Below are 18,965 nucleotides of genomic sequence, written 5' to 3'. Positions count from 1 at the left end.
TCGAAGTCAGTTCGAGTTGCGGGCGACCATTTTGAAAGCTGTCAGGATCCCAAGGGCAAAGAAAATGATATCAAACAATCCTAGCGTGCTCTTCAGCATATCGAACTTCGAATTCTCCTCGTGGATGTATGCGGAAACGCGATCGAGCCGCTCAGCTTTCCATTGCTCGAAGGTGGGGGGATTCGCATTGAACTCCTTCAGGGCCGGGGCCCTGTTGTCCTTGAAGTCTTCTATCAAGATCTGCGGAACCTCGCTGGGATCCTCCGCGTCCCAGTATCCGTGACTGATCATGAAATCCGGCAACTGATCGTCAGATTCCAGAGCCACGTAGTCACGCGCGTCTGTCACGAGCTCATTGTACACCTCGATCGTGATCTGCGGAGCGATCTCCTTGTTGATGTACTCAGTGTACAGAAATTCAATCCCAGCCACCTTGCCGGCGCAGATCGATAGAACCGTCAGAGCAGCGGCCACGAGTGCCCAATTCGTGCCCCGGCCCCCACCCGCCAAGACACCGATTCCTACAGCGCCACCAATGACCCACGCAAGTATCGCCGTCTCTGCGCCGACATAGATCAGGCCTGCCCATGCGATCGCGCCGAGAGCCCCTGCAGCAGCTCCGAAGGATAGAATCTTGGCGGGATTTCCGCTCGCTGTATCCATGATCTCCCCCTGTTCAGTTGAATGGTCCGATTCAGGACCCTGTTTGAACAGGGGGCAACATCAAAGGCTGTCGATTTCTGTCTAATTCCGCGGCGGGCGCTTGCGGCGTTTGCGGGGCTTTGCGCCGCCCTTATCGCCGGATTGACTCTTCGCAGGGCTTTCTTCCGGCACGGCCACGGCCCCGGCCGGCGGCGCGTGCAGCGAATCCTGGTACATGTCGTCCAGCAACATCGCCAGCAACTCGCGCTCATCGTCGTTTTCCGCCAGCTCCTTCGCCAGGCGCATGAATCGCTGCATCCGCTCCACCCGCAGCTTGTCACGATCGCGCCTCTTGGCCTCCAGCAACGCCGTCAGACGCTCCGAGACTACCCGCTCGACATCTTCATCGGTCGGAAGCTCGCGCTCCTCCATATCGATCTTGAAGCGCCTCGCGATCTTGCCCAGCTCCGCCTTCTCCAGCCCTGCCGCGAACGTGATCGCCTCGCCCGTCGCGCCCGCCCGTCCCGTGCGCCCAGCCCGGTGGATGTAAGCCTCCGGATCTTCCGGCGGCGAGTACTGGATCACGTGCGACAGCTCCGGAATGTCGATCCCGCGCGCCGCCACATCCGTCGCCACCAGAAACCGCAACGAACCCGCCCTCAACCGTCCCAGAACCCGCTCGCGGGCATTCTGCGAAAGGTCCGCGCTCAACTCCTCGGCGTCGTACCCGAAGCGCTTAAGCACCGTCGCCACATAGTGTACTTCGTCCTTGCGGTTACAGAAAATGATCGCCGAGTCCGGATTCTCGATCTCGATGACGCGTACCAGGGCACGATCCTTATCCATCGCACCGACTACGTGGTACACGTGCGTCGTATCCGTCACGTGAACGTGGTCCGCGCTCAGGCTCAACGTCTCCGGCTCGTACAGGAAATCGTGCGCCAGGCGAACCACGCTGGGCGGGAAAGTCGCCGAGAACATCGTGCTGCACAACGCGCGATCCGGCAGATACCGCTGCACCTTCTTCATGTCCGGATAGAAGCCCATCGAAAGCATCCGATCGGCTTCATCGAAGATCAGGAAATCCAGCCCGTTCAACGACAACGCGCCCTTCAGCAGGTGGTCCAGAACACGTCCCGGCGTGCCGACCACGATGTGCGCGCCGGCCTTGAAGCCATCGATCTGCGGCCCGTAAGCAACGCCTCCATACACGGCCACGACGCGCACGCCCGAATCGCCGGACAGCTTCGTCGCCTCGGTGCTCACCTGCAGTGCCAGCTCGCGCGTCGGCACCAGGATCAACGCTTGGCAGCTCTTCGATGTCGAATCGATCTGGTGGAGAATCGGCAACACGAACGCGCCGGTCTTGCCGCTGCCCGTCCGCGATTGAACCATCAGGTCGCGGCGCTCCAGCATATATGGGATCGCTCGCTCCTGGACGGGCATCAAACCCTTCCATCCGGCGCGCACCACGGCGTTGCGAATGTCCTCCGGCAGGTCTTCCAGTTGCGCGGGCGCCAGTTCCTTGCTCTCGTTATCGGTCATTGTGTCTCTTTGCGGTCAGGTGATCCTTCGTCAATTCGCCCCCACCTATGCGCGCCCGGGGCCGCGATGGCAAGCCCTTCGCCGGAGAATGCCCAGGATGATCCTCTACATTACACCCTGCTGCCGCGAGAAAAGCGACGCCCCCGGCGACATTCCCGCCCTCGAACGCTATCTCAGCCGTCGGATCCGCGCCGTGCATCAGCATGCCGCCAGGGCAGGCGCCGAGTTCCGCATCTTTTCCGGCATGTTTGGCCTCCTGCGCGCCGAAGACTCTCTCCCCTACTACGATAAGCGCCTGGAACCGACCGAAGTGCCGGCGATGGTCGAACTCCTCGCGAAACAACTCGCCGAACTCGATCCCGAGAAGGTGCTGTACTTCGCCCCCGGCCCGGACGGCGATCCCGGCGGCGTCCCGTATCGGGATTCGATCGCCAGGGCATGCAAAAGGGCCGGCGTGGAGCTGTTACAGCCTCCACCGCCGGCCCTTGATTGCTCGTAGGTGGGTTGTCTACGGAATGCCCGCGCCGGCTGATTCCTCCGCACCGACCGCCCAGATCAGATCCGCCACATCAACGACAGCGTCCTCGTTGGGATCCATCGGATCGTGCGCGACGGCGCCTCGCATGCCGGTTTGAATCTCCAGCAGCTTACGAATGATCTGCTGCCGGTCGGCGAAGTCGCCGAACAACAAGAAGATCGACCAGTTCGACTTGTTGTTCCCGGGGACTTCATCCGAGATACCGTTGCACTCGATCTCAGAAACCACCTCGATGCGCAACGCCAGATTCTGACCCTGGAAACCTTGCTGAAGTTCCCAATCGAAGATTCCGAATGCCTCGCCGAGATCCGCGATCGCTGGAATCGTCCATTGCATTGTGGACGTCGAATAGCCCTGCGGCGATCCGGTCAGATTGAAGTACGTGAGAGGCCCCGCGGAAGCCGTTGAACCCGGCCGGAAGACAAAGAACTCCGTCGTCACGAGCACATCCGAAACGCCACGCGTCAGGTTATCGACGATGTTCGTCACGCGGAACTGGAACGTCGTCTTGTAGTCGCGCTTATCGTCCGTCGTGTCGATGGCCAGGAAACGGCGATCCACAGTCCGGAACAGGTAATCTTCCACCTCGCCATCCACGGCTGCGCCAGTCGGCTTCAGTGCAATGAGGTCCGTGCTGATCCGCAAGCGTCCAAACATCTCGCGGTTTCTTGGGAAGTTCGCGCCGATCGGAATCGGAATCGCAACGTTGTCGCCCACATTGACCGGTTTCTGCTTCACCAACTGCTCGCCGGCATCATCCCAATCGCCGTCGCCGTTCAGATCCAGCCAGAAATACAGGAAGCCTGCGGATCCACCGACGACAACGTGGAACGTGTTCATCGCATCGCGATCGAGCAGAATCTGTCCCGCGTAACAATCCTGACCGACGAAATTCGGCGTGATCGAGTCCTCATCGTCCGAAGTACTTCCGCGTCTGATCGGCGCCCCAGAGTCATCGCCAAGTGCCAGATTTCCCGGCCGACCGTCGAACTCGTAGTCCGTCGCGTTGGCACCGATCTTCGGATTCGGACCAGTGGTCTTCTTCTTGTGCCGCGCACCATCCGAAGCTAGCAACGTCGGGAACGTCGGGTCGATTGCATCGCCGAAGTCGTACTCCGGTTCATTCGGAAGATCGCCGATCGTTCCCGTCACCTTGATCTCGAAAGGATTGTCCTCCGGATCGTTGCTGAAGATGCGGACCGTACCTTCCTTCGCGCCCGGTTCCGCGGTCTTCAGCTTCAGCGTAAACGACGTCTCTTCTCCCGGCGGAACCTCGGCAGCCAGAATAGCAATTGGCACATCGGGGATCGTCGGACTTGTCTCTCCGTCGAGTTCCAAAGTCGTATTCCCCGTGTTGCCGATCGTCACCGTCTTGGTCGGGAATTCAGAAGCATAAGCTGCCGCGCCGAAGTCCACGGTATCGCCCGATTGGATCGGCTGATTATCGACCTCCACGTACATCTCCGGTGCGATCACGCGGCCCGTGATCTTGATCACGAACAGCCCCTCGTCCTGATCGTCGCTCGTGATCTCCAGCGTCCCATCGTACCGCCCCGCCACATCCGTTGGCAGGCGAACCGTGAATTGCTCCTCCGACATTGGCGCAACCGACGACGGCGTGCCGCTCAGGAACGTGTACGGCAACGAAACGGCGAGCTGGCTGATATTCAGCGTCCCCGTGCCGAGGTTCTTGATCGTGTACGTCTTCTCCGTCGGCGTCCCGTTCAGATCCGCATCCATGAAAACACTCGAGAGCGGATCGTTGTTCTCGAACTCGCGATCGCCCTCGAACAGTGCGATCTCCGGCTCCGTCACCTCGGCCGTGGCATTGAAAATGAACTCGGTGTTATTCACCGCATCGCTGACAATCGTCACCTGGCCGTTGTACACGCCGGTCGGATTCGAAGGGTGCCCGACGTCGAATGTCTTGGACTCCTCCGGAGCCAACTGGAACGGAGCGGTGGAAATCAACCCCAGATCGCCGGTGATTGAAATGGAAGAAACCGACAGAGTCCCCGTCCCCGTGTTCTTGATATTGAAAGAGACACGAATATTCGGCCCGTTCAGCGGCGTCTTCCCAAGATCCACCGTGCTGTTGTGCGTCACGGGATTGCCGCTACTGAACTCTGTCACCTCGATCATCGGTTCGGGGACAACAACGTACTCGTCGCAACCTGCATCCGGCTGCGCATCGCGCAGGTCGCCATCGGCATCCTTCTCGGGAGCATTCGCGGGATTTCCCGCGCCAATCGCCGGAGCATTCGCAATCAAGTGAAGATCGTCATTGGGCAAGTCGCGGAAAATATCGCTGCCAGGCGGGATTGCAAGGTTGGAACCGCCATCTGCAATCGTCCCAGCGCCAAGATCGGCAGAATCGTAGACTGTGTAACGAACCAGCGCCTGACCCGACCCGACCGTTTGAATCGGAACCGTGAATCCCGAGAAGATGCTGCTGTCGACGATCACGTCCGTCCCATCGTCAACGTACAGCGCCTCCTGGTCACGCTGAAGGGCCTCGGCGAACGTGCAATAGCGGAACTCAGACGTTTCTCCATTGCCCGACAGATAAACATCCCACCCCAGAACAGGAGGACCACCTCGTGGGGGAGGAGGCGAATCGTCGTACTTGAGGGCATTGCTGAAGCAAGTATTCTCCACCAGCAACTGACTGCTTACCGCGAGCACATGGCGTCCATCGTCGCCGGAAGCATTGAAGGGAGCCTCCGAACGATTCTGATTCCGGCAGAACTTCGAATCGTGCAGAATCGCCGTCACGTGATCCACGTGGAATCCGCCGCCGCCCGCCTGCTCGTTGCTATTACCCGCGCGGTTGTTGCAGATCGTAGTCCGATTCAAGACGATCACCGGCAAACGGGGTTCATCAACGTGCGACCTCATGCCAGTACTTGGGCCTTTTGCGTAAAAGCCGCCGCCGCTGGCGATACTAAGACCCTGTCGTTCATCCGCGACATTCGAATCGAACTCTGTATCTTCAATCAGAACTCGTGTCTGGGCATTCGTTATGAAAGCAGCTCCTCCGCCGGTTGCAAATCCTCCGATAATGACGAAGCCGGTGAAGGCATTGCTGGCGTAGTTCCGCAGAAATCTCGAGTCGCTGATCTTGACGTCGATCGGCCCATTGAAGGACGAGAGATCGATGTACAAGCCGCCGCCATACGAATTGCCTTCATCCGCGTCGAAGCCCCGGCTGGAATTATCCAGGAAATCGACGTTCTGAAATGTCAATGTCGGCGTGGTGAGTCCGCCGCGGTCATCGGCTCGTGAAACCGATCCAGGGAAGATCGCAACGGCGCCGCCGTAACTCGTAGCCGTGGCAAGATCGCTGGTCGAGTCCGAGTTGTGCCCGATATTGGAATCGAACGTCGTGTCTGCGATGAGGAACTCAGTCAAACCCGAACCGCTGTAGCCATAATAGACCGCGCCGCCCACGCCCGAATCATTGAAGAAATCGCCGCCGGAATTCCCCACGTTATTCGAGAACATCGAATTCGAGATCACCAACGAACCGTCGGAGTAAACCGCGCCGCCGTGCCCGAGTGCATCGTCGAATGAATTCGGATCCTTCGTTGTGCGACCCGCATTCCCATCGAACGTCATATTGTTCAGAACAAGTTTGCCCGAACCAGGCGCGTACACACCCCCGCCGAAGCCGGTGCCATGGTCGGGAGTTGAAGCATCGCCGCCCGTGATCGTGAATCCGTCGAGCGTCGTCAGGCGCCCGGACGAAGTGATCGTGAGACGGATGATGCGATCCGAGCCGTCTCCCTGCACGACCGTATTCGCCGGATCCACCGGAGAGTTCAGCCCCGAGAAATCCGACAACCAGCCGCCAGTGATCATCTGCGACTGCGTCAGTAGAAGGCCTTGTTCGTTGTAAGTACCTTCCGCCAGGCGAATCTCCTCGCCGTCGCTCGCCTGCGTCAGCGCATACGCGATCGTCCCCACCGGCGCGCCCGGATCCCGTCCATCGCCGGAGTCCACGCCGCCCGGCGCAACATGCACCTGAGCAAACGACGTCGCAGCGCCAAGGACTACTGCACACAGAGCAGCAAGCACTCGGGAGTATCGTGTCGAAACGTTTGTCATGAGAGGACCTTCCTCAATCCTGGGAATGGCCCCTCTCCGTCGCCCCAAAAGCCTCCTCGCCCCTGGTCCTCAAACACAAAGCCGCCACCACCCCGGCGAGCCCAACTTACGGAGGCTCGTCGGAGGATGAAAACAGACACCTCTATGATATCGCGATTGCTTAAGCCCCATCCATGCCACGTTGAGCACGAAGCCCAAAAAGAACGGGGCGGCTCTGGTTGGAGCCGCCCCGTGGCGTTGTGATTGAGGGTTTGTCGGTCCGTTACGGAGCCGGTGCAGAGAAGACCTCGACACGTTCGACGTAGATCGAACCGCCGATGTCCAGCGTCTGGATCGACGGATCCGCAAGCAGGTCGAACGAGCACAGAAGGTCGCGGCCCACGCCCATGTTCGGCGGGAAGAACACCACGTAGTCCATCGGCGAACCCGGCGTCGGAACGTTCAGCGCAGAGCCCGTCGAAGCAACGTTCGTGTACTGGCTCACACGGAACAGCGACTCGTTCAGACGCAGACGGAACTCAGGCACTTCGTCCGCCGTCACGATGTTCGTACCAATGCTGTACTCGGCCCAGTATAGGCGGCCGGCAACGATATCCACGTTGTTCGCAGGATCGATCGTCGAGCCCCAGAAGCCGAACTGGAAGCCCGGCGTGTTCTCCACCGTGATGCCCAGGCGAGAGTTCGCCGAATCGTACGCGAACGTCGGCTCGTCGAACAGACCGTTGAACGTATAGTGATCCCAGCCGTCCTGGTCGCCGACGAAGTCGTAGACCATCTCGGACGTCGCACCGGTCATGAAGCTGCTGTCCACCGGCACCACGATCACATTATCCAGCATCACCGTCGCCGAAGCCGAATCCTGCGGATAGAAGTTCAGCAAGTCGAACTCGAACCGGAAGATCGGGCTCGTGGCCGGCGGACGGAACATCAACGTGTAGTCGTTGCCCGCGGGCGTCGGCGAGAACGCGCCATCGGCGTGCGACTCGATCGAGAGCACCTCAGCCTGCTGGCTGTTCTCCGCCGTCGTACGAACGCGGATCTGCGGCACAAGCGTCAGGTCCGTCTCGTCCGTCATCACGCGATAGGTCGCGGCGTACACCTGCGAACCGTTCGGCGTCCCCTGAACCATCAGGGCCACCACGTCAGGCCGCGAAGGCGTACCGCCACTCGGCACCAACTCGAACGCAGGCGATTCCCAGATACCCACCTGTTGCGTGTTCGTCGTCGCCGTCATATCCAGCGTACCCGGCGTACCCGGCGTATTGCCGAACACAGGTGGCGTGAAGCTCATGAAGCTGTGATCCGTCCACCCTTCCGTGCCAGGCACGAACGTGTACTCCACCGGCGTCGCCGTAGGCGTCGGCGTCGGAGTATCCGTGGGCGGCGGAGTCGCCGTCGGCGTCGGAGTTGTCGTCGGCGTCGGAGTCGTCGGCGTATCCGTAGGCGTCGGCGTAGCAGTCGGCGTCGTCGGAGTATCCGTCGGAGTCGGCGTCGCAGTCGGCGTACTCGTCGGAGTCGGAGTGGTCGGCGTATCCGTTGGCGTCGGAGTCACCGTTGGCGTGCTCGTCGGCGTCGGAGTCGTCGGCGTATCCGTCGGAGTCGGCGTTGCCGTCGGGGTTTCCGTCGGAGTCGCGGTCGGCGTCGTCGGAGTATCCGTCGGCGTCGGTGTCGCAGTCGGGGTATCTGTCGGGGTCGGCGTAGCCGTCGTCGGCGTATCCGTCGGAGTCGGCGTCGGCGTTTCCGTCGGCGTATCCGTTGGAGTCGGCGTCGGCGTCGTCGGGGTATCCGTCGGCGTCACAGTCGGCGTCTCGGTCGGCGTTGCAGTCGGCGTATCCGTCGGAGTCGCCGTCGGCGTATCCGTCGGAGTCGCAGTCGGCGTCGCCGCACCCGGGAACGGATTCGTCTCCGTATCATCGTAGGCGCCGATCGTAATCGGCGCGAACGACGTATTGATCAGCGGAACGTTCGACCCATCCTGGGTGAGGAAGACTCCGTGGGAGACCGCCACAGACGCCGTGTTCGTAAACGTGATCCGGCACAGCGTCAGATTCTGGCTTGTCCCACCGATGTTGCCCAAGGTGTTGACAGACTTGTAGGTCCCAGTGGCGTCGGTCTGAGCCGCACCACCGTTGCCGAATATCGGCGCAGTCCCGCCCAGATCCACATCCGCAATCGCCGTCGGTTCGGTCGAGGTCGGATCGTAATAGACTCGCAGCGCGTAAGACGCCACGTTGCCTTGCGTGTTATCCTTCACGGCGATGTCCACCGTGTAGTTACCACTCGCGGCATACGGGTCGCCCACAACGTTCGTCGTGTAGACCACTGCACCCGTCCCCGGAGTCGGGCTCGGCGTCGCCGTTGGCGTATCCGAAGGCGTCGGGGACGGAGTATCCGAAGGCGTCGGAGACGGTGTGTCAGACGGCGTTGCCGTCGGCGTATCGGACGGAGTCGGAGACGGAGTATCCGTCGGAGTCTCAGTCGGAGTGTCCGAGGGCGTCGGAGACGGTGTGTCGGACGGAGTTGCCGTCGGCGTATCGGACGGAGTCGGGGACGGAGTATCCGTCGGAGTCTCAGTCGGAGTGTCCGAGGGCGTCGGAGACGGCGTGTCGGACGGAGTCGGGCTCGGAGTGTCCGTCGGCGTCGCAGACGGGGTAGCCGTCGGTGTGTCAGACGGCGTGGCCGTTGGAGTCTCGGATGGAGTTGGACTCGGCGTGTCCGTCGGTGTCGCCGTGGCCGTCGGGAACGGATTCGTTTCCGTATCATCGTATACGCCGACCGTAATCGGCGTGAACGACGTGTTGATCAGCGGAACGTTCGACCCATCCTGGGTAACGAAGACTCCATAGGAAGGCGCCACAGAGGCCGTGTTCGTAAACGTGATCCGGCACAGCGTCAGATTCTGGCTTGTGCCACCGATGTTGCCCAAGGTGTTGACAGACTTGTAGGTCCCAGTAGCGTCGGTCTGAGCCGCACCACCGTTGCCGAATATCGGGGCAGTCCCGCCCAGATCCACATCCGCAATCGCCGTCGGTTCGGTCGAGGTCGGATCGTAATAGATTCGCAGCGAGTAAGACGCCACGTTGCCTTGCGCGTTATCCTTCACGGCGATGTCGACCGTGTAGTTACCACTCGCGGCGTAGGGGTCGCCCTGCACATTTGTCGTGTACACAGTCGCCTGCCCCAACGCTGCCAGCGGCAAGAGACCGAAGAACACGAGCAAGAGAGAGGTCGTGAGTTTGCGCATCGTCTTTCTTATCCCTTCTTTTTCATCCTCGAGAGTAAGTGGTCAATCATCCGGTCACAGGGTCGGAATCACTGCGATATTGCCAACGGCCCAATAATAAAGGATGAAGCCGTCCAGGTTGTTGATCGTGCCGTCTAGATTGATGTCGGCATCCATGATGTGGGCTTCAACGTTGGTGAAGGGGATGTTCCCCACAGCATAGTAGTAGAGAATGAAACCGTCGAGGTTGTTTGTCGGGGCACTACCATTGATCTCGCCCAGCGGCGGGAAGTCGTTGATGTTATCAGCATCGTAACCCTGGGCCAGTTCGTACGCATCATGACGACCATCAAGGTCCGTGTCGTTCGTGCTGTCATCGGGATCCAAACCAACCGGCACACCATCGCCATCCGCATCGGTCAGGCCGTTATCGGCAACAAGCGGACCATTCGGGAACGTACCAGGATACAGGATCTCCAGGCCGTCGAGCCAGCCGTCGTTGTCCGTATCGTTGTCGCGCGGATCCAGATCCGTGCCGGCGTCGTAGGAGTAGTTCCAGGCGTTGGCGAATGTCATGTCGTAGTTCAGCTCGATCGCGTCACTCACGCCGTCGCCATCGCTGTCAGTCAGGTAACCGTTGGTGTTGCCGGCGCCCGGGTCATTGGCCAGAACTTCGGTCGCTAAGGCATCAGCAACGCCGTCGCCATCGAAGTCGTCCATGCCGACCAAGCCGGTCAGGCTGTTGTAATTCACTGTGTAGACCAAATCGCCCGAACCATCATCCATGATCTCGAGGGGGGTGTCGGGACCATCCTGCATCATGAGCACAGGGTTCGGGTCCTTGTTCTCGCGCGAGTTCGGGCCGAGCGTGATATCGAACGTGCCCGTGGGGGACGGCGAGGTCTGGAAGACCAAGTCAACCAGCGCGTATGTGCTGGGGACCGGACTGATCCCATCGGAAATCGTGCCGGCCTCGTCCCAGGCACTCACATGTCGGTTGTAGCCGTTGAAGTAGTCGGGAATAGCGAGAGTGGGGGAGGTATTAATATCGGGGTCGAAGGGGAAGTCGGGGTTCGCGCCATTCGCCTGGATGGCGTCGACGAGATCGACTTGGGCCGGATCGAAATCCAGCCGCAGATCATACGCGATGATCGGATACGTTCCCAGGTCGGTGCCGGTCGCCGAAAGACGAACGGTGAACTGGTTGTTCGGGACCTGGAGGTCCGCAGCACTGGAGCCCGGCGCGAAATCGAGCGTGAGGTCGATATCCGCACTCGCGCTGCTTACACCGAGGAGTGCCAGGAGTGCCGTCGATGCGACGGCCTTAGAGAGATGATCCCATTTTCTTGCCATGCTTTTCGCCTCCGGAGGCAGTGTGAAACCTTCAGGGCGACCCATGAGGAAAGAGTGTCTCAGATACGAGAACGCAGTTGTTCCGCGTTTAGACACTTCCCCCCCGGACCGCCTCAGCTTTCCAAAAATCTGTTACTCAATCTTGGATGGCCAGTGTTTGACACATTTGCCGAGTGGTCAAGCCCTACTTTCCTAAGTAACAGGGGCTGTATTCGACCATGCGCATGAACACTGTCGACCCAATTCTAAGGCCTTCTCTTCTTGGGCGTGGACGTGGAGGGCAACCTTAAATAGACCGGTCCCGCTCCGGACACATCCGAAAACTCCCCCGCAAGAGCCCTCTTCATCCCGATAAGTGCAACAGTATCAGGACTACACAGCGACCGGTCGGCACGCGCGAATCGAAGATCCACATTGGGGGCCGAACGCCACACCTCAGCGAACTCGAAAGCCGCCTCTCCAGCCACCAAAACAGGCCCAGAAACACTAGAAAGCGCTTTCTGAGGAGAAGTGCAAAACTCTTGTCCATCGCATTGCAGTTCGCAATTGTCGTTCAATCGGAAAATGCCGCCGTACACCTCCCCTTGCCGCGCGCTCAGCAGCGGCACAACGCACCCCGGCCCCCCATCCCAGGCCCGCAATGCGAGTGCTTCCAGCGATGAAACGGCCACTAACTGCGGCCGCCCGCCCTCGCACAGGCCCTTTGCGATACTCATCCCGACACGCACGCCCGTGAACGAGCCCGGCCCGGCCCCCACCGCCACGATGTCAATATCGTCGATGGAACGCCGCAATTCCTTCAGCATCTGGCGCAATGTCGGAACGATCAGTCGGCTGTGCGCGCGCGACGAACGAATCGTCTGCTGCGCGAGAAGGGTATCGTCCTCGAGCAACGCGATCCCGCCGCTTGGTGTGGCTGTTTCAATTCCCAGAACGAGCATGCAAAGACTCCGAGGCGCTCGGCGAAGCTGCCGCCACCCTGAGCCGCAACGCCCCCGGGGGGAATCGGAATCTCAGCCGACGCGTGTCGTCCGCCGTCTGTCGCTCGATGCGAACATCCACGCATCGATCCGCCGGCAGTTGCTCGCGGAACAAGTCCGCCCACTCGATCGCAATCACGGCGGGCTCGTCTGACTTGTCCGTAAATCCGGTCGACTCCAGATCGTCGTCATCGCCCAGACGATAGAAATCCCAGTGCTGAAATGGAATCCGCGCTTCGGGGTACTCGCGACAAAGCGTATACGTGGGGCTCGGCACCGGACCAATCAACCCAAGCCCCCTCGCAATCCCACGCACAAGGCACGACTTCCCCGCACCCAGCGGCCCGCACAGCGCAAACAGATCGCCCGCTCGCGCCGCCGCACCGAACCGCTCGCCCAGCCCACCCGTCGTCGCCTCCGTCGGAGACTCCATCTCCCATTCCTGCGCAACCGGCCGGGATGGCCAAACACCCTGGGGCTCAAGGGCTTTCGTGTCGCCCATCAACTCTCGCCCGGCCTCGTCAGGCTGCGTGAACTCTGCCCAACGACCGCCCGCGACTTCCGCAAGCGGCCGAAAGACAAACGGTCGACCCCGAATGTGTGGATGTGGAAGCGTCAGGCTCTCGGTGTCCGCTACGCGGTCGCCGAACAGCAAGAGGTCCAGGTCGATTGCACGCGGACCCCACTTGCGGAGCACGCGCTTTCCTAACTGTTGCTCGATGCGTTGCGTTGCGCGGAGCAACTCCTCCGGCTTCAGCGAGCACTCCCCCACAACCGCCGCATTCAGAAACGCATCCTGATCGGTGTCGCCCCACGGCGCGCTTTCGTAAAGCGAAGAAATCGCCTGCAATTCCAGCCCCGGAACGCAATCGAGCGCCTCCACGGCGCGATCCATCATCTCGCGGCGGTCGCCGAGATTTGAACCGAGAGCAATGGCCATGGGAGTCAACATGCGCAGGCGCTTACACCAGGACGAAGGCGCCCTTGTCGGTACGATAGAGCATCTGGAAGATCTCATCATCGCCCGGGCGGAAATCCGGCTCGTCGGCAAAATACTTCGCCAGGGTCTCAATGCGCTTGGAGAGCACGCGGTATCCCAGCTTCCGGAATTCCTCCGACAGCTCTTCGCTCTCCTTGCCGCATCGGAAAAACTCTTCCCAGGCCTGATCCGCGCGGCGATTCACCGGATCCTCCAGCTCGCGCTCCAGCCGCATCAGCTCCATGCGATACTGCTGAGACCAGTACGGATGATCCTGGATCAACATCGCGTACCCCAGCACCCGAGAACTGTAGCTACGCGCACCGACCTGCGTGTACACGGCCGTCAGCAGCAGAAACGCTCGGCAAACGCCGTCTTCCACCGCATCCGCCACGGAAATCTGATCGCGAAGTCCCATCTGGTGCAGCCGATTCAAGTACGCACGCGCCTCATTCGAGCCCTCATCCACCTGGTCGTTGCGCACCAGCATCTCCGCCAGGTCGACCTGAACGGGATGCAGCGAAAACGGATAGCGCTCGATGAAACGCGCCGTCAGCTCCATCGCGCTCGCCGTCTCCACGCCATGTGCCACACCCGCGCACCACGCCGAGAAATCCTCCTCCTCCGCGTAATCGGAGAAGGCCTGCTGCAACGTCTCGTCCAGCGGCGCGTGCTCCTTCCGATCCAGATACGAGTGAATCTGGCGGATATACTCTTCCTTCGATCTCGCGTGCATCGGCCACATACAGGTACAATCCTTCAGTTCAACCTTCTGACATCATTCTCGGGCCCAACAGCCCACACCGGCAACCCCAACAACCCCGCAAGACGCACAGTTCGGGCCAGAAACCGCCCCATCATCCCCAATATCCTCGCTACCTCGGGAGCCGAAGCTCGCAAGAGCGAAGGCCACTCGCCACCAGTCACTCGCCACTTAGCTCTGGCCACTTACCTCTCGCCGTCGCACCCCGACTTCATACACACTCTCCGGGCCTTCGGGCGATTCACACCCCCCAGGAGACCGCGCGACCGCCGATGACTGCTCTCGATACCCGCAAAGCCCTCACCCGGCTGCTGCTGGCCGCAACGCTTGCCGTGGCTCTGGCCGGCTGTCAACTGCTCGCTCCCGGCTCCGCCGAACGGACTGACAGCCTCCCCGACCTGCCGCGCGCCTCCCGCACCGTCGGCCCCGGCGACCAGGTCGCCTTTCACGATGCCACCTTCCAGGTCATGAATATCTCGCCCGAGGCCGAAAAGCCCGTCGCCCTCTCCGTTCGCGATGGCAAGCGTTCGCATTTGCTGAACATCGAACTGGATGACTACGCGCAGAGCGGCGACTTCCTGGTCTACGTGGCACAGCGCGAAGAAGCCCGCCCCACCGAAGGACTCCTTCTGACGCTCTACTACCTCCCGTCGCTCCTGCCAAAGAGCGCCCAATGGCCCATCGAACGCCGCATGACCGAAAAAGAAATGGCCACCTTCCCCGGCGGTCTGGTGGTGCTGAACGAGATCCTCGATAACGACTTCCTTCGCACCGATGACGACCGCGCACGCCTGACGATCTTTCGCCAGAACCGCGGACTCGAAAAGGTCACGCTCGTCGAATTCCACCGACTGATGCGTGGAGACCTGACCTTCTCCGCCGGCGACATCTTCACCGGCGATGCCCCGGGCGAAGGCTACGCGCGCCTGCGCATCGAAAAAACCATCGATGCCTGGCCAGACGATCTCCCCCGGGAAGAACTCGCCCTCGTCGACGGCGAAGAGGCCACCGCCTTCGATTACCCAATCTCCATCGAAGCCATCCAGCCCGACATCGGCCGCGTCTACCTGACCGTCGAAGCCGCCGATCGCGAAGCCGACCTCTTCCTGACCGCCGGCGAAAGCGCCCGCTGGGATCGGCTCGAAATCCGCGCCGACACCGTCGCCGAAGACAAAGTCGCACTCACCGTCTTCGAACACGCCGAAGCCGTCCAGGCAAAGCCCGAGCGCCTGCCCAAACGCCAGGACTCGGCGGAACAGACCCGCGAGCAAATCGCGGAACAAGCTGCGACTCCCGCCGTGACGCGCAAAATGAAACTCGGCCGCAGCGAATCCTTCGCCGGCGCCGCATTCACGCTCCGTAGTATTCAAGAGAACAGCCGCATGGACCTGTTCGACGACTCGGCCACATTCACCATCGACCACGACGGCCAACTCGAATCCATCACGCTGCGCGAACGCGAACGCTACACCCTGTACGGCGGCAATCAATGGTGGGTCATCGAGCTCCGCGAAGCCACCCCCGACCCCGTCGCCCCCGCCAACGGCGAAGCCGAAGTCCACCTCGAAACCGGCAGCTTCTACGGCATGCAATCGCGATAGAAAGTCGCGAAGTCAATCGCTCGGCTTTCGCGCAATCACCCAACGCGCGTCGCGGGGCGAAAGACTCTCCACCGGATGACAACAACGTTGCAGGACGCCAAGAACCGCAGCCGGATCACAGCCATAGATCCCGGACGCGAACGCTGGATTCAACTCCACAACCGCCCAGCCGCGGTCAGGAATCAAACCAACATCCATCACAAACGCCGGCGGGACATCGTCCCCTGCCAGTTGCACCGCTTCCCTGACGAAACCGCGCGCCTGGTCGAACAGCGACGAGTCCACAGCACCACCTGCATGCGACCTTCCATCTAGCAGGTACACACTCCCCGTCAGAACCTCGCCCTCCAGAACGAAAAACCGAAACTCGTGCAACCAGTGCACGGGTTCGGAAGCGAGCAAAGGCACACTCGCCGCCAGCGCATCTTGCCCCGGCAGTTCCGACGGAACATCCATTACATCGGCATCGAACGCCTTACCGTCCGCGTGCTTCATGAACCAACGGCCAGACAATTCGCGGCGCGCTTCCGCGGCCGTGACGGAACGAATCGTTCGCTTCACGACCTCACGCGGAGCCCTCGCCAGCCAATCCGACTCCGGCTCCAGAAGCGCCAGGTTCAACTGCTGCGCAATCGCTTCGGCGAAGAGACTGCCGCCGTACACCGCGACGTTCGCCTCGCCGGCAGACTCAGCGGGAACGCGATAGCTCTCCAGCGCGGCAACCCGCCACCCAGCCTCACGCGCCGCCGCCCCCACAGCCACCGTGTCCTCCGTTTCGCGAGGAGTCAGAAATAACATGGGAGGCAACATGCAAGATTCCGATCACGGCAAAGTCCGCCAACCCTGAAAGCCCCACCCAATCGCGCCAACCGGAATGTCGCGAGTCGAGCCGGCTCGGGCAGCACGGCGGAGGCAGCGAGACCCCTGGGACCGCCGGCTTCCAGCCGGCAAAACAACCCGCACCTTCCGCATATCCCCTCATCGAGGTGACTTGGGCATCCCTGCCCAAGAGCCAACCCATCGCTGAGGAGCCAACACCCGAGCACTTCTGCGGATCGTCCCGCACCCCTGGGGCTTGAGCAAGGATGCTCAAGTCACCTCAGAACGGGGGGTCCCAACTTGTCCTCAAATTGCCCGAATCGAGGCGCGCAAGGCGGGGGGCGAAGGAGCGTAATGCGGTACGTGACCGAGCCCACCGACCGCCGCGCAACGATGAGATAGGGGGAACCAGGATGCCCTGAGTAATTGTCCTTGACTTCACTTCACATCTAAACAATAAATAAGACAACAAGAGGCGAGGAGCGGCATCGTGAGCCTGCAACGAGAACTCGGATTCCCAAACCAACTGGCCAGCGTCTCCCACGAGGCGGTCCTGGCCATCATGTACACCGCCCAACTCTTCAGCAAGGAGGCCTACGCCCTCCTGCGGCCGTTCGGGATGACCGATTCCCAGTTCAATGTCCTCACCATGCTCATGTACCAGTCGCCCCCCGAAGGACTGACGCAAACAGACTTGAGCCACATGATGCTGGTCAATCGATCCAACGTCACCGGCCTGCTGGACCGCATGGAGGAGTCCGGCTGGGTCGTTCGCGAGGAAGACGCCGAAGATCGCCGAATCAAGCGCGTCCGCCTGACCAAGAAGGGCAAAGAAGCCGCCCTCCCGGCAGAAGAAGCCTACATGAAACGCGTCGAGGAAGTCATGAGCGCCCTCAGTGATGACGAGACCCTCTGCCTCCTCGATCTCCTGGAAGGCCTCTGGCGGCCGATCCGGAATTCGGAGGCCGACTCATGACCACGCTTTTTGTTTTACTCCTATTGTTTAGATGTATACAGTTTATATCAAAATCAAGGAGGGCGACATCATGAAACTCCTACTCATCGCCCCATCATCGGGAAAATGGCGCTCCATCGGGAAGAACCGCTTCTTCAACGGCAAGACCTTCCGATTCTCCCTGCTCGGCCTGCTGTCCCTCGCCGCGCAGACTCCCGCGGACGTCGAAGTCCGTGTCGTCGACGAGCAAGTCGAAGACATCCCCTTCGACGCCCAGGCAGATCTCGTCGGCATCGGCTGTATGACCGCCCTGGCGCCCCGCGCCTACGAAATCGCCGACGCATTCCGCGCCCGCGGCGTTCCCGTCGTTCTCGGCGGCATGCACCCGACCATGCGCCCGCAGGAAGCTCTCGGCCACGCCGACGCCGTCGTGTCCGGCGAGGCTGAAGCCATCTGGCCCCACGTCGTCGAGGACGCCCGTGCGGGCCGGCTCGGCGGCCTCTACCGGTCGGAGCAGCCCCCTTGCCTGAGCGGCCTTCCCGCGCTGCCCCGCCATCTGCTGGATCCAAAGCGCTACGCCACGATCCACGCCGTCCAGGCCACCCGCGGCTGTCCCCACAAGTGCGACTTCTGCTCCGTCAGCGCCTTTCACCACGCCACGCAACGCCAGCGTCCCGCGTCCGACGTCGCGGCCGAAATCGCCACGATCCCCGACCGCACGTTCATGTTCGTCGACGACAACCTGACGGCGAATCGCGAGTACGCCATGGACCTCTTCCGCGCCCTCGCGCCTCTCGACAAGCGCTGGATCGCCCAGGCATCCCTCTCCATCGCAAATGATCCCGAACTGGCTCGCGCCGCCGCGGCCGCCGGTTGTTTCGGCGTCTTCGTCGGACTCGAAACGTTCTCCCAGGAAACCCTCCGCCGCTCCGGCAAGGCGTTCAATCGCGTCGAAGGCTATCGCGAATCGATTCGCTTCCTGCACTCGCTCGGAATCGGCGTCGAAGCCGGCATCGTCTTCGGCTTCGATGGCGACGACCCGGGCGTCTTCCGTCGCACGCTCAAGCACCTCGACGATCTCGAAATCGATCTCATCCAGGTCTCGATCCTGACGCCCCTGCCTGGCACCGCGCAGCATGAACGCCTTCGCTCGCGGATCGTCGACGAGGACTGGGCGCGCTACGACTTCCACAGCGTCGTGTTCGAACCATCCGGAATGTCGCGCGAGGACCTGCAGGCGGGGCACGATTGGATCACGCGGGAATTCTATCGCCCGTGGCGCATCATGCGTCGCATGGCGCGCTACATACGCCGCCCGAGCGGCTGGAAGACCGCCCTGCAGGCGCTGGCGCTGAACTGGGCCTACTACGGGCGCGTCGTGCGCTGGGGAATCCAAGGGTGGGACCCCGCGAAGGTGAAAGCACCGAAGCTCTCGGGGAAACTGGCAACGGCACGATAGC

General features: G+C 61.3%; 13 protein-coding genes. 4 read left to right on the top strand and 9 right to left on the bottom strand.

Annotated elements, in window-relative coordinates; translation table 11 throughout:
• Positions 1-6 precede the first annotated feature (6 nt).
• A complete protein-coding gene (locus KQI84_16430; protein ID MCB2156463.1) occupies positions 7-663 on the bottom strand; it encodes a hypothetical protein in 657 nt (218 codons plus the stop codon).
• 81 nt (positions 664-744) lie between these two features.
• On the bottom strand, positions 745-2,187 hold the full coding sequence (locus KQI84_16425) for a DEAD/DEAH box helicase (GenBank protein ID MCB2156462.1): 1,443 nt from the start codon (positions 2,185-2,187) through the stop codon (positions 745-747).
• A gap of 97 nt (positions 2,188-2,284) precedes the next feature.
• Between KQI84_16425 and KQI84_16420 the strand changes: the two genes are divergently transcribed.
• Positions 2,285-2,686, top strand: coding sequence for a YaaA family protein (locus KQI84_16420; protein ID MCB2156461.1), 402 nt, complete (start codon positions 2,285-2,287; stop codon positions 2,684-2,686).
• Positions 2,687-2,695: 9 nt separating this feature from the next.
• On the opposite strand, the gene KQI84_16415 is transcribed toward KQI84_16420, so the two are convergent.
• The 6 genes from KQI84_16415 to KQI84_16390 form a co-directional block, all read right to left on the bottom strand.
• A complete protein-coding gene (locus tag KQI84_16415) occupies positions 2,696-6,832 on the bottom strand; it encodes a choice-of-anchor D domain-containing protein (protein ID MCB2156460.1) in 4,137 nt (1,378 codons plus the stop codon).
• A 262-nt stretch (positions 6,833-7,094) separates the two neighbouring features.
• Positions 7,095-10,076 carry a hypothetical protein gene (locus KQI84_16410; protein MCB2156459.1) on the bottom strand — a complete coding sequence of 994 codons (2,982 nt, stop codon included), beginning with the start codon at positions 10,074-10,076 and terminating at the stop codon, positions 7,095-7,097.
• Between the two features lie 54 nt (positions 10,077-10,130).
• A complete protein-coding gene (locus KQI84_16405) occupies positions 10,131-11,408 on the bottom strand; it encodes a hypothetical protein (GenBank protein ID MCB2156458.1) in 1,278 nt (425 codons plus the stop codon).
• 245 nt (positions 11,409-11,653) lie between these two features.
• Positions 11,654-12,349, bottom strand: a complete 696-nt coding sequence (gene tsaB, locus KQI84_16400; GenBank protein MCB2156457.1) for a tRNA (adenosine(37)-N6)-threonylcarbamoyltransferase complex dimerization subunit type 1 TsaB — start codon at positions 12,347-12,349, stop codon at positions 11,654-11,656.
• Positions 12,330-13,340: a 2-amino-4-hydroxy-6-hydroxymethyldihydropteridine diphosphokinase gene (gene folK, locus KQI84_16395; GenBank protein MCB2156456.1), complete on the bottom strand. Its 1,011-nt coding sequence runs from the start codon at positions 13,338-13,340 to the stop codon at positions 12,330-12,332. Before folK ends, tsaB begins: the two co-directional genes overlap by 20 nt.
• Positions 13,341-13,350: 10 nt before the next feature.
• Entirely contained in the window at positions 13,351-14,112 is a 762-nt protein-coding gene (locus KQI84_16390) for a hypothetical protein (protein ID MCB2156455.1), read from the bottom strand.
• Between the two features lie 290 nt (positions 14,113-14,402).
• Here KQI84_16390 and KQI84_16385 point away from each other — a divergent pair, with 290 nt between their 5' ends.
• The gene (locus KQI84_16385) at positions 14,403-15,731 is read left to right on the top strand and encodes a hypothetical protein (protein ID MCB2156454.1); all 1,329 of its coding nucleotides are present in this window, start codon (positions 14,403-14,405) and stop codon (positions 15,729-15,731) included.
• Positions 15,732-15,743: 12 nt separating this feature from the next.
• Here KQI84_16385 and KQI84_16380 read toward each other — a convergent pair whose 3' ends face one another.
• Complete coding sequence (locus KQI84_16380; protein MCB2156453.1) at positions 15,744-16,541, bottom strand: ATP-grasp domain-containing protein; 798 nt, start codon at positions 16,539-16,541, stop codon at positions 15,744-15,746.
• Positions 16,542-17,040: 499 nt separating this feature from the next.
• Between KQI84_16380 and KQI84_16375 the strand changes: the two genes are divergently transcribed.
• Both KQI84_16375 and KQI84_16370 read left to right on the top strand, forming a co-directional pair.
• Complete coding sequence (locus KQI84_16375) at positions 17,041-17,526, top strand: MarR family transcriptional regulator (protein MCB2156452.1); 486 nt, start codon at positions 17,041-17,043, stop codon at positions 17,524-17,526.
• A gap of 70 nt (positions 17,527-17,596) precedes the next feature.
• Positions 17,597-18,964 carry a B12-binding domain-containing radical SAM protein gene (locus KQI84_16370; GenBank protein MCB2156451.1) on the top strand — a complete coding sequence of 456 codons (1,368 nt, stop codon included), beginning with the start codon at positions 17,597-17,599 and terminating at the stop codon, positions 18,962-18,964.
• Position 18,965: the final 1 nt, after the last annotated feature.

Source organism: bacterium (assembly GCA_020444065.1).
Taxonomy (GTDB): Bacteria; Sumerlaeota; Sumerlaeia; order SLMS01; family JAHLLQ01; genus JAHLLQ01.
This window is presented reverse-complemented; position numbering and strand designations above follow the sequence as displayed.

Excerpts from the sequence above, each read along its gene's own strand:
- KQI84_16430 (MCB2156463.1), bottom strand. The coding sequence starts at position 663 with ATGGATACAGCGAGCGGAAATCCCGCCAAGATTCTATCCTTCGGAGCT.
- KQI84_16425 (MCB2156462.1), bottom strand. The coding sequence starts at position 2,187 with ATGACCGATAACGAGAGCAAGGAACTGGCGCCCGCGCAACTGGAAGAC.
- KQI84_16420 (MCB2156461.1), top strand. The coding sequence starts at position 2,285 with ATGATCCTCTACATTACACCCTGCTGCCGCGAGAAAAGCGACGCCCCC.
- KQI84_16415 (MCB2156460.1), bottom strand. The coding sequence starts at position 6,832 with ATGACAAACGTTTCGACACGATACTCCCGAGTGCTTGCTGCTCTGTGT.
- KQI84_16410 (MCB2156459.1), bottom strand. The coding sequence starts at position 10,076 with ATGCGCAAACTCACGACCTCTCTCTTGCTCGTGTTCTTCGGTCTCTTG.
- KQI84_16405 (MCB2156458.1), bottom strand. The coding sequence starts at position 11,408 with ATGGCAAGAAAATGGGATCATCTCTCTAAGGCCGTCGCATCGACGGCA.
- tsaB (MCB2156457.1), bottom strand. The coding sequence starts at position 12,349 with ATGCTCGTTCTGGGAATTGAAACAGCCACACCAAGCGGCGGGATCGCG.
- folK (MCB2156456.1), bottom strand. The coding sequence starts at position 13,340 with ATGTTGACTCCCATGGCCATTGCTCTCGGTTCAAATCTCGGCGACCGC.
- KQI84_16390 (MCB2156455.1), bottom strand. The coding sequence starts at position 14,112 with ATGTGGCCGATGCACGCGAGATCGAAGGAAGAGTATATCCGCCAGATT.
- KQI84_16385 (MCB2156454.1), top strand. The coding sequence starts at position 14,403 with ATGACTGCTCTCGATACCCGCAAAGCCCTCACCCGGCTGCTGCTGGCC.
- KQI84_16380 (MCB2156453.1), bottom strand. The coding sequence starts at position 16,541 with ATGTTGCCTCCCATGTTATTTCTGACTCCTCGCGAAACGGAGGACACG.
- KQI84_16370 (MCB2156451.1), top strand. The coding sequence starts at position 17,597 with ATGAAACTCCTACTCATCGCCCCATCATCGGGAAAATGGCGCTCCATC.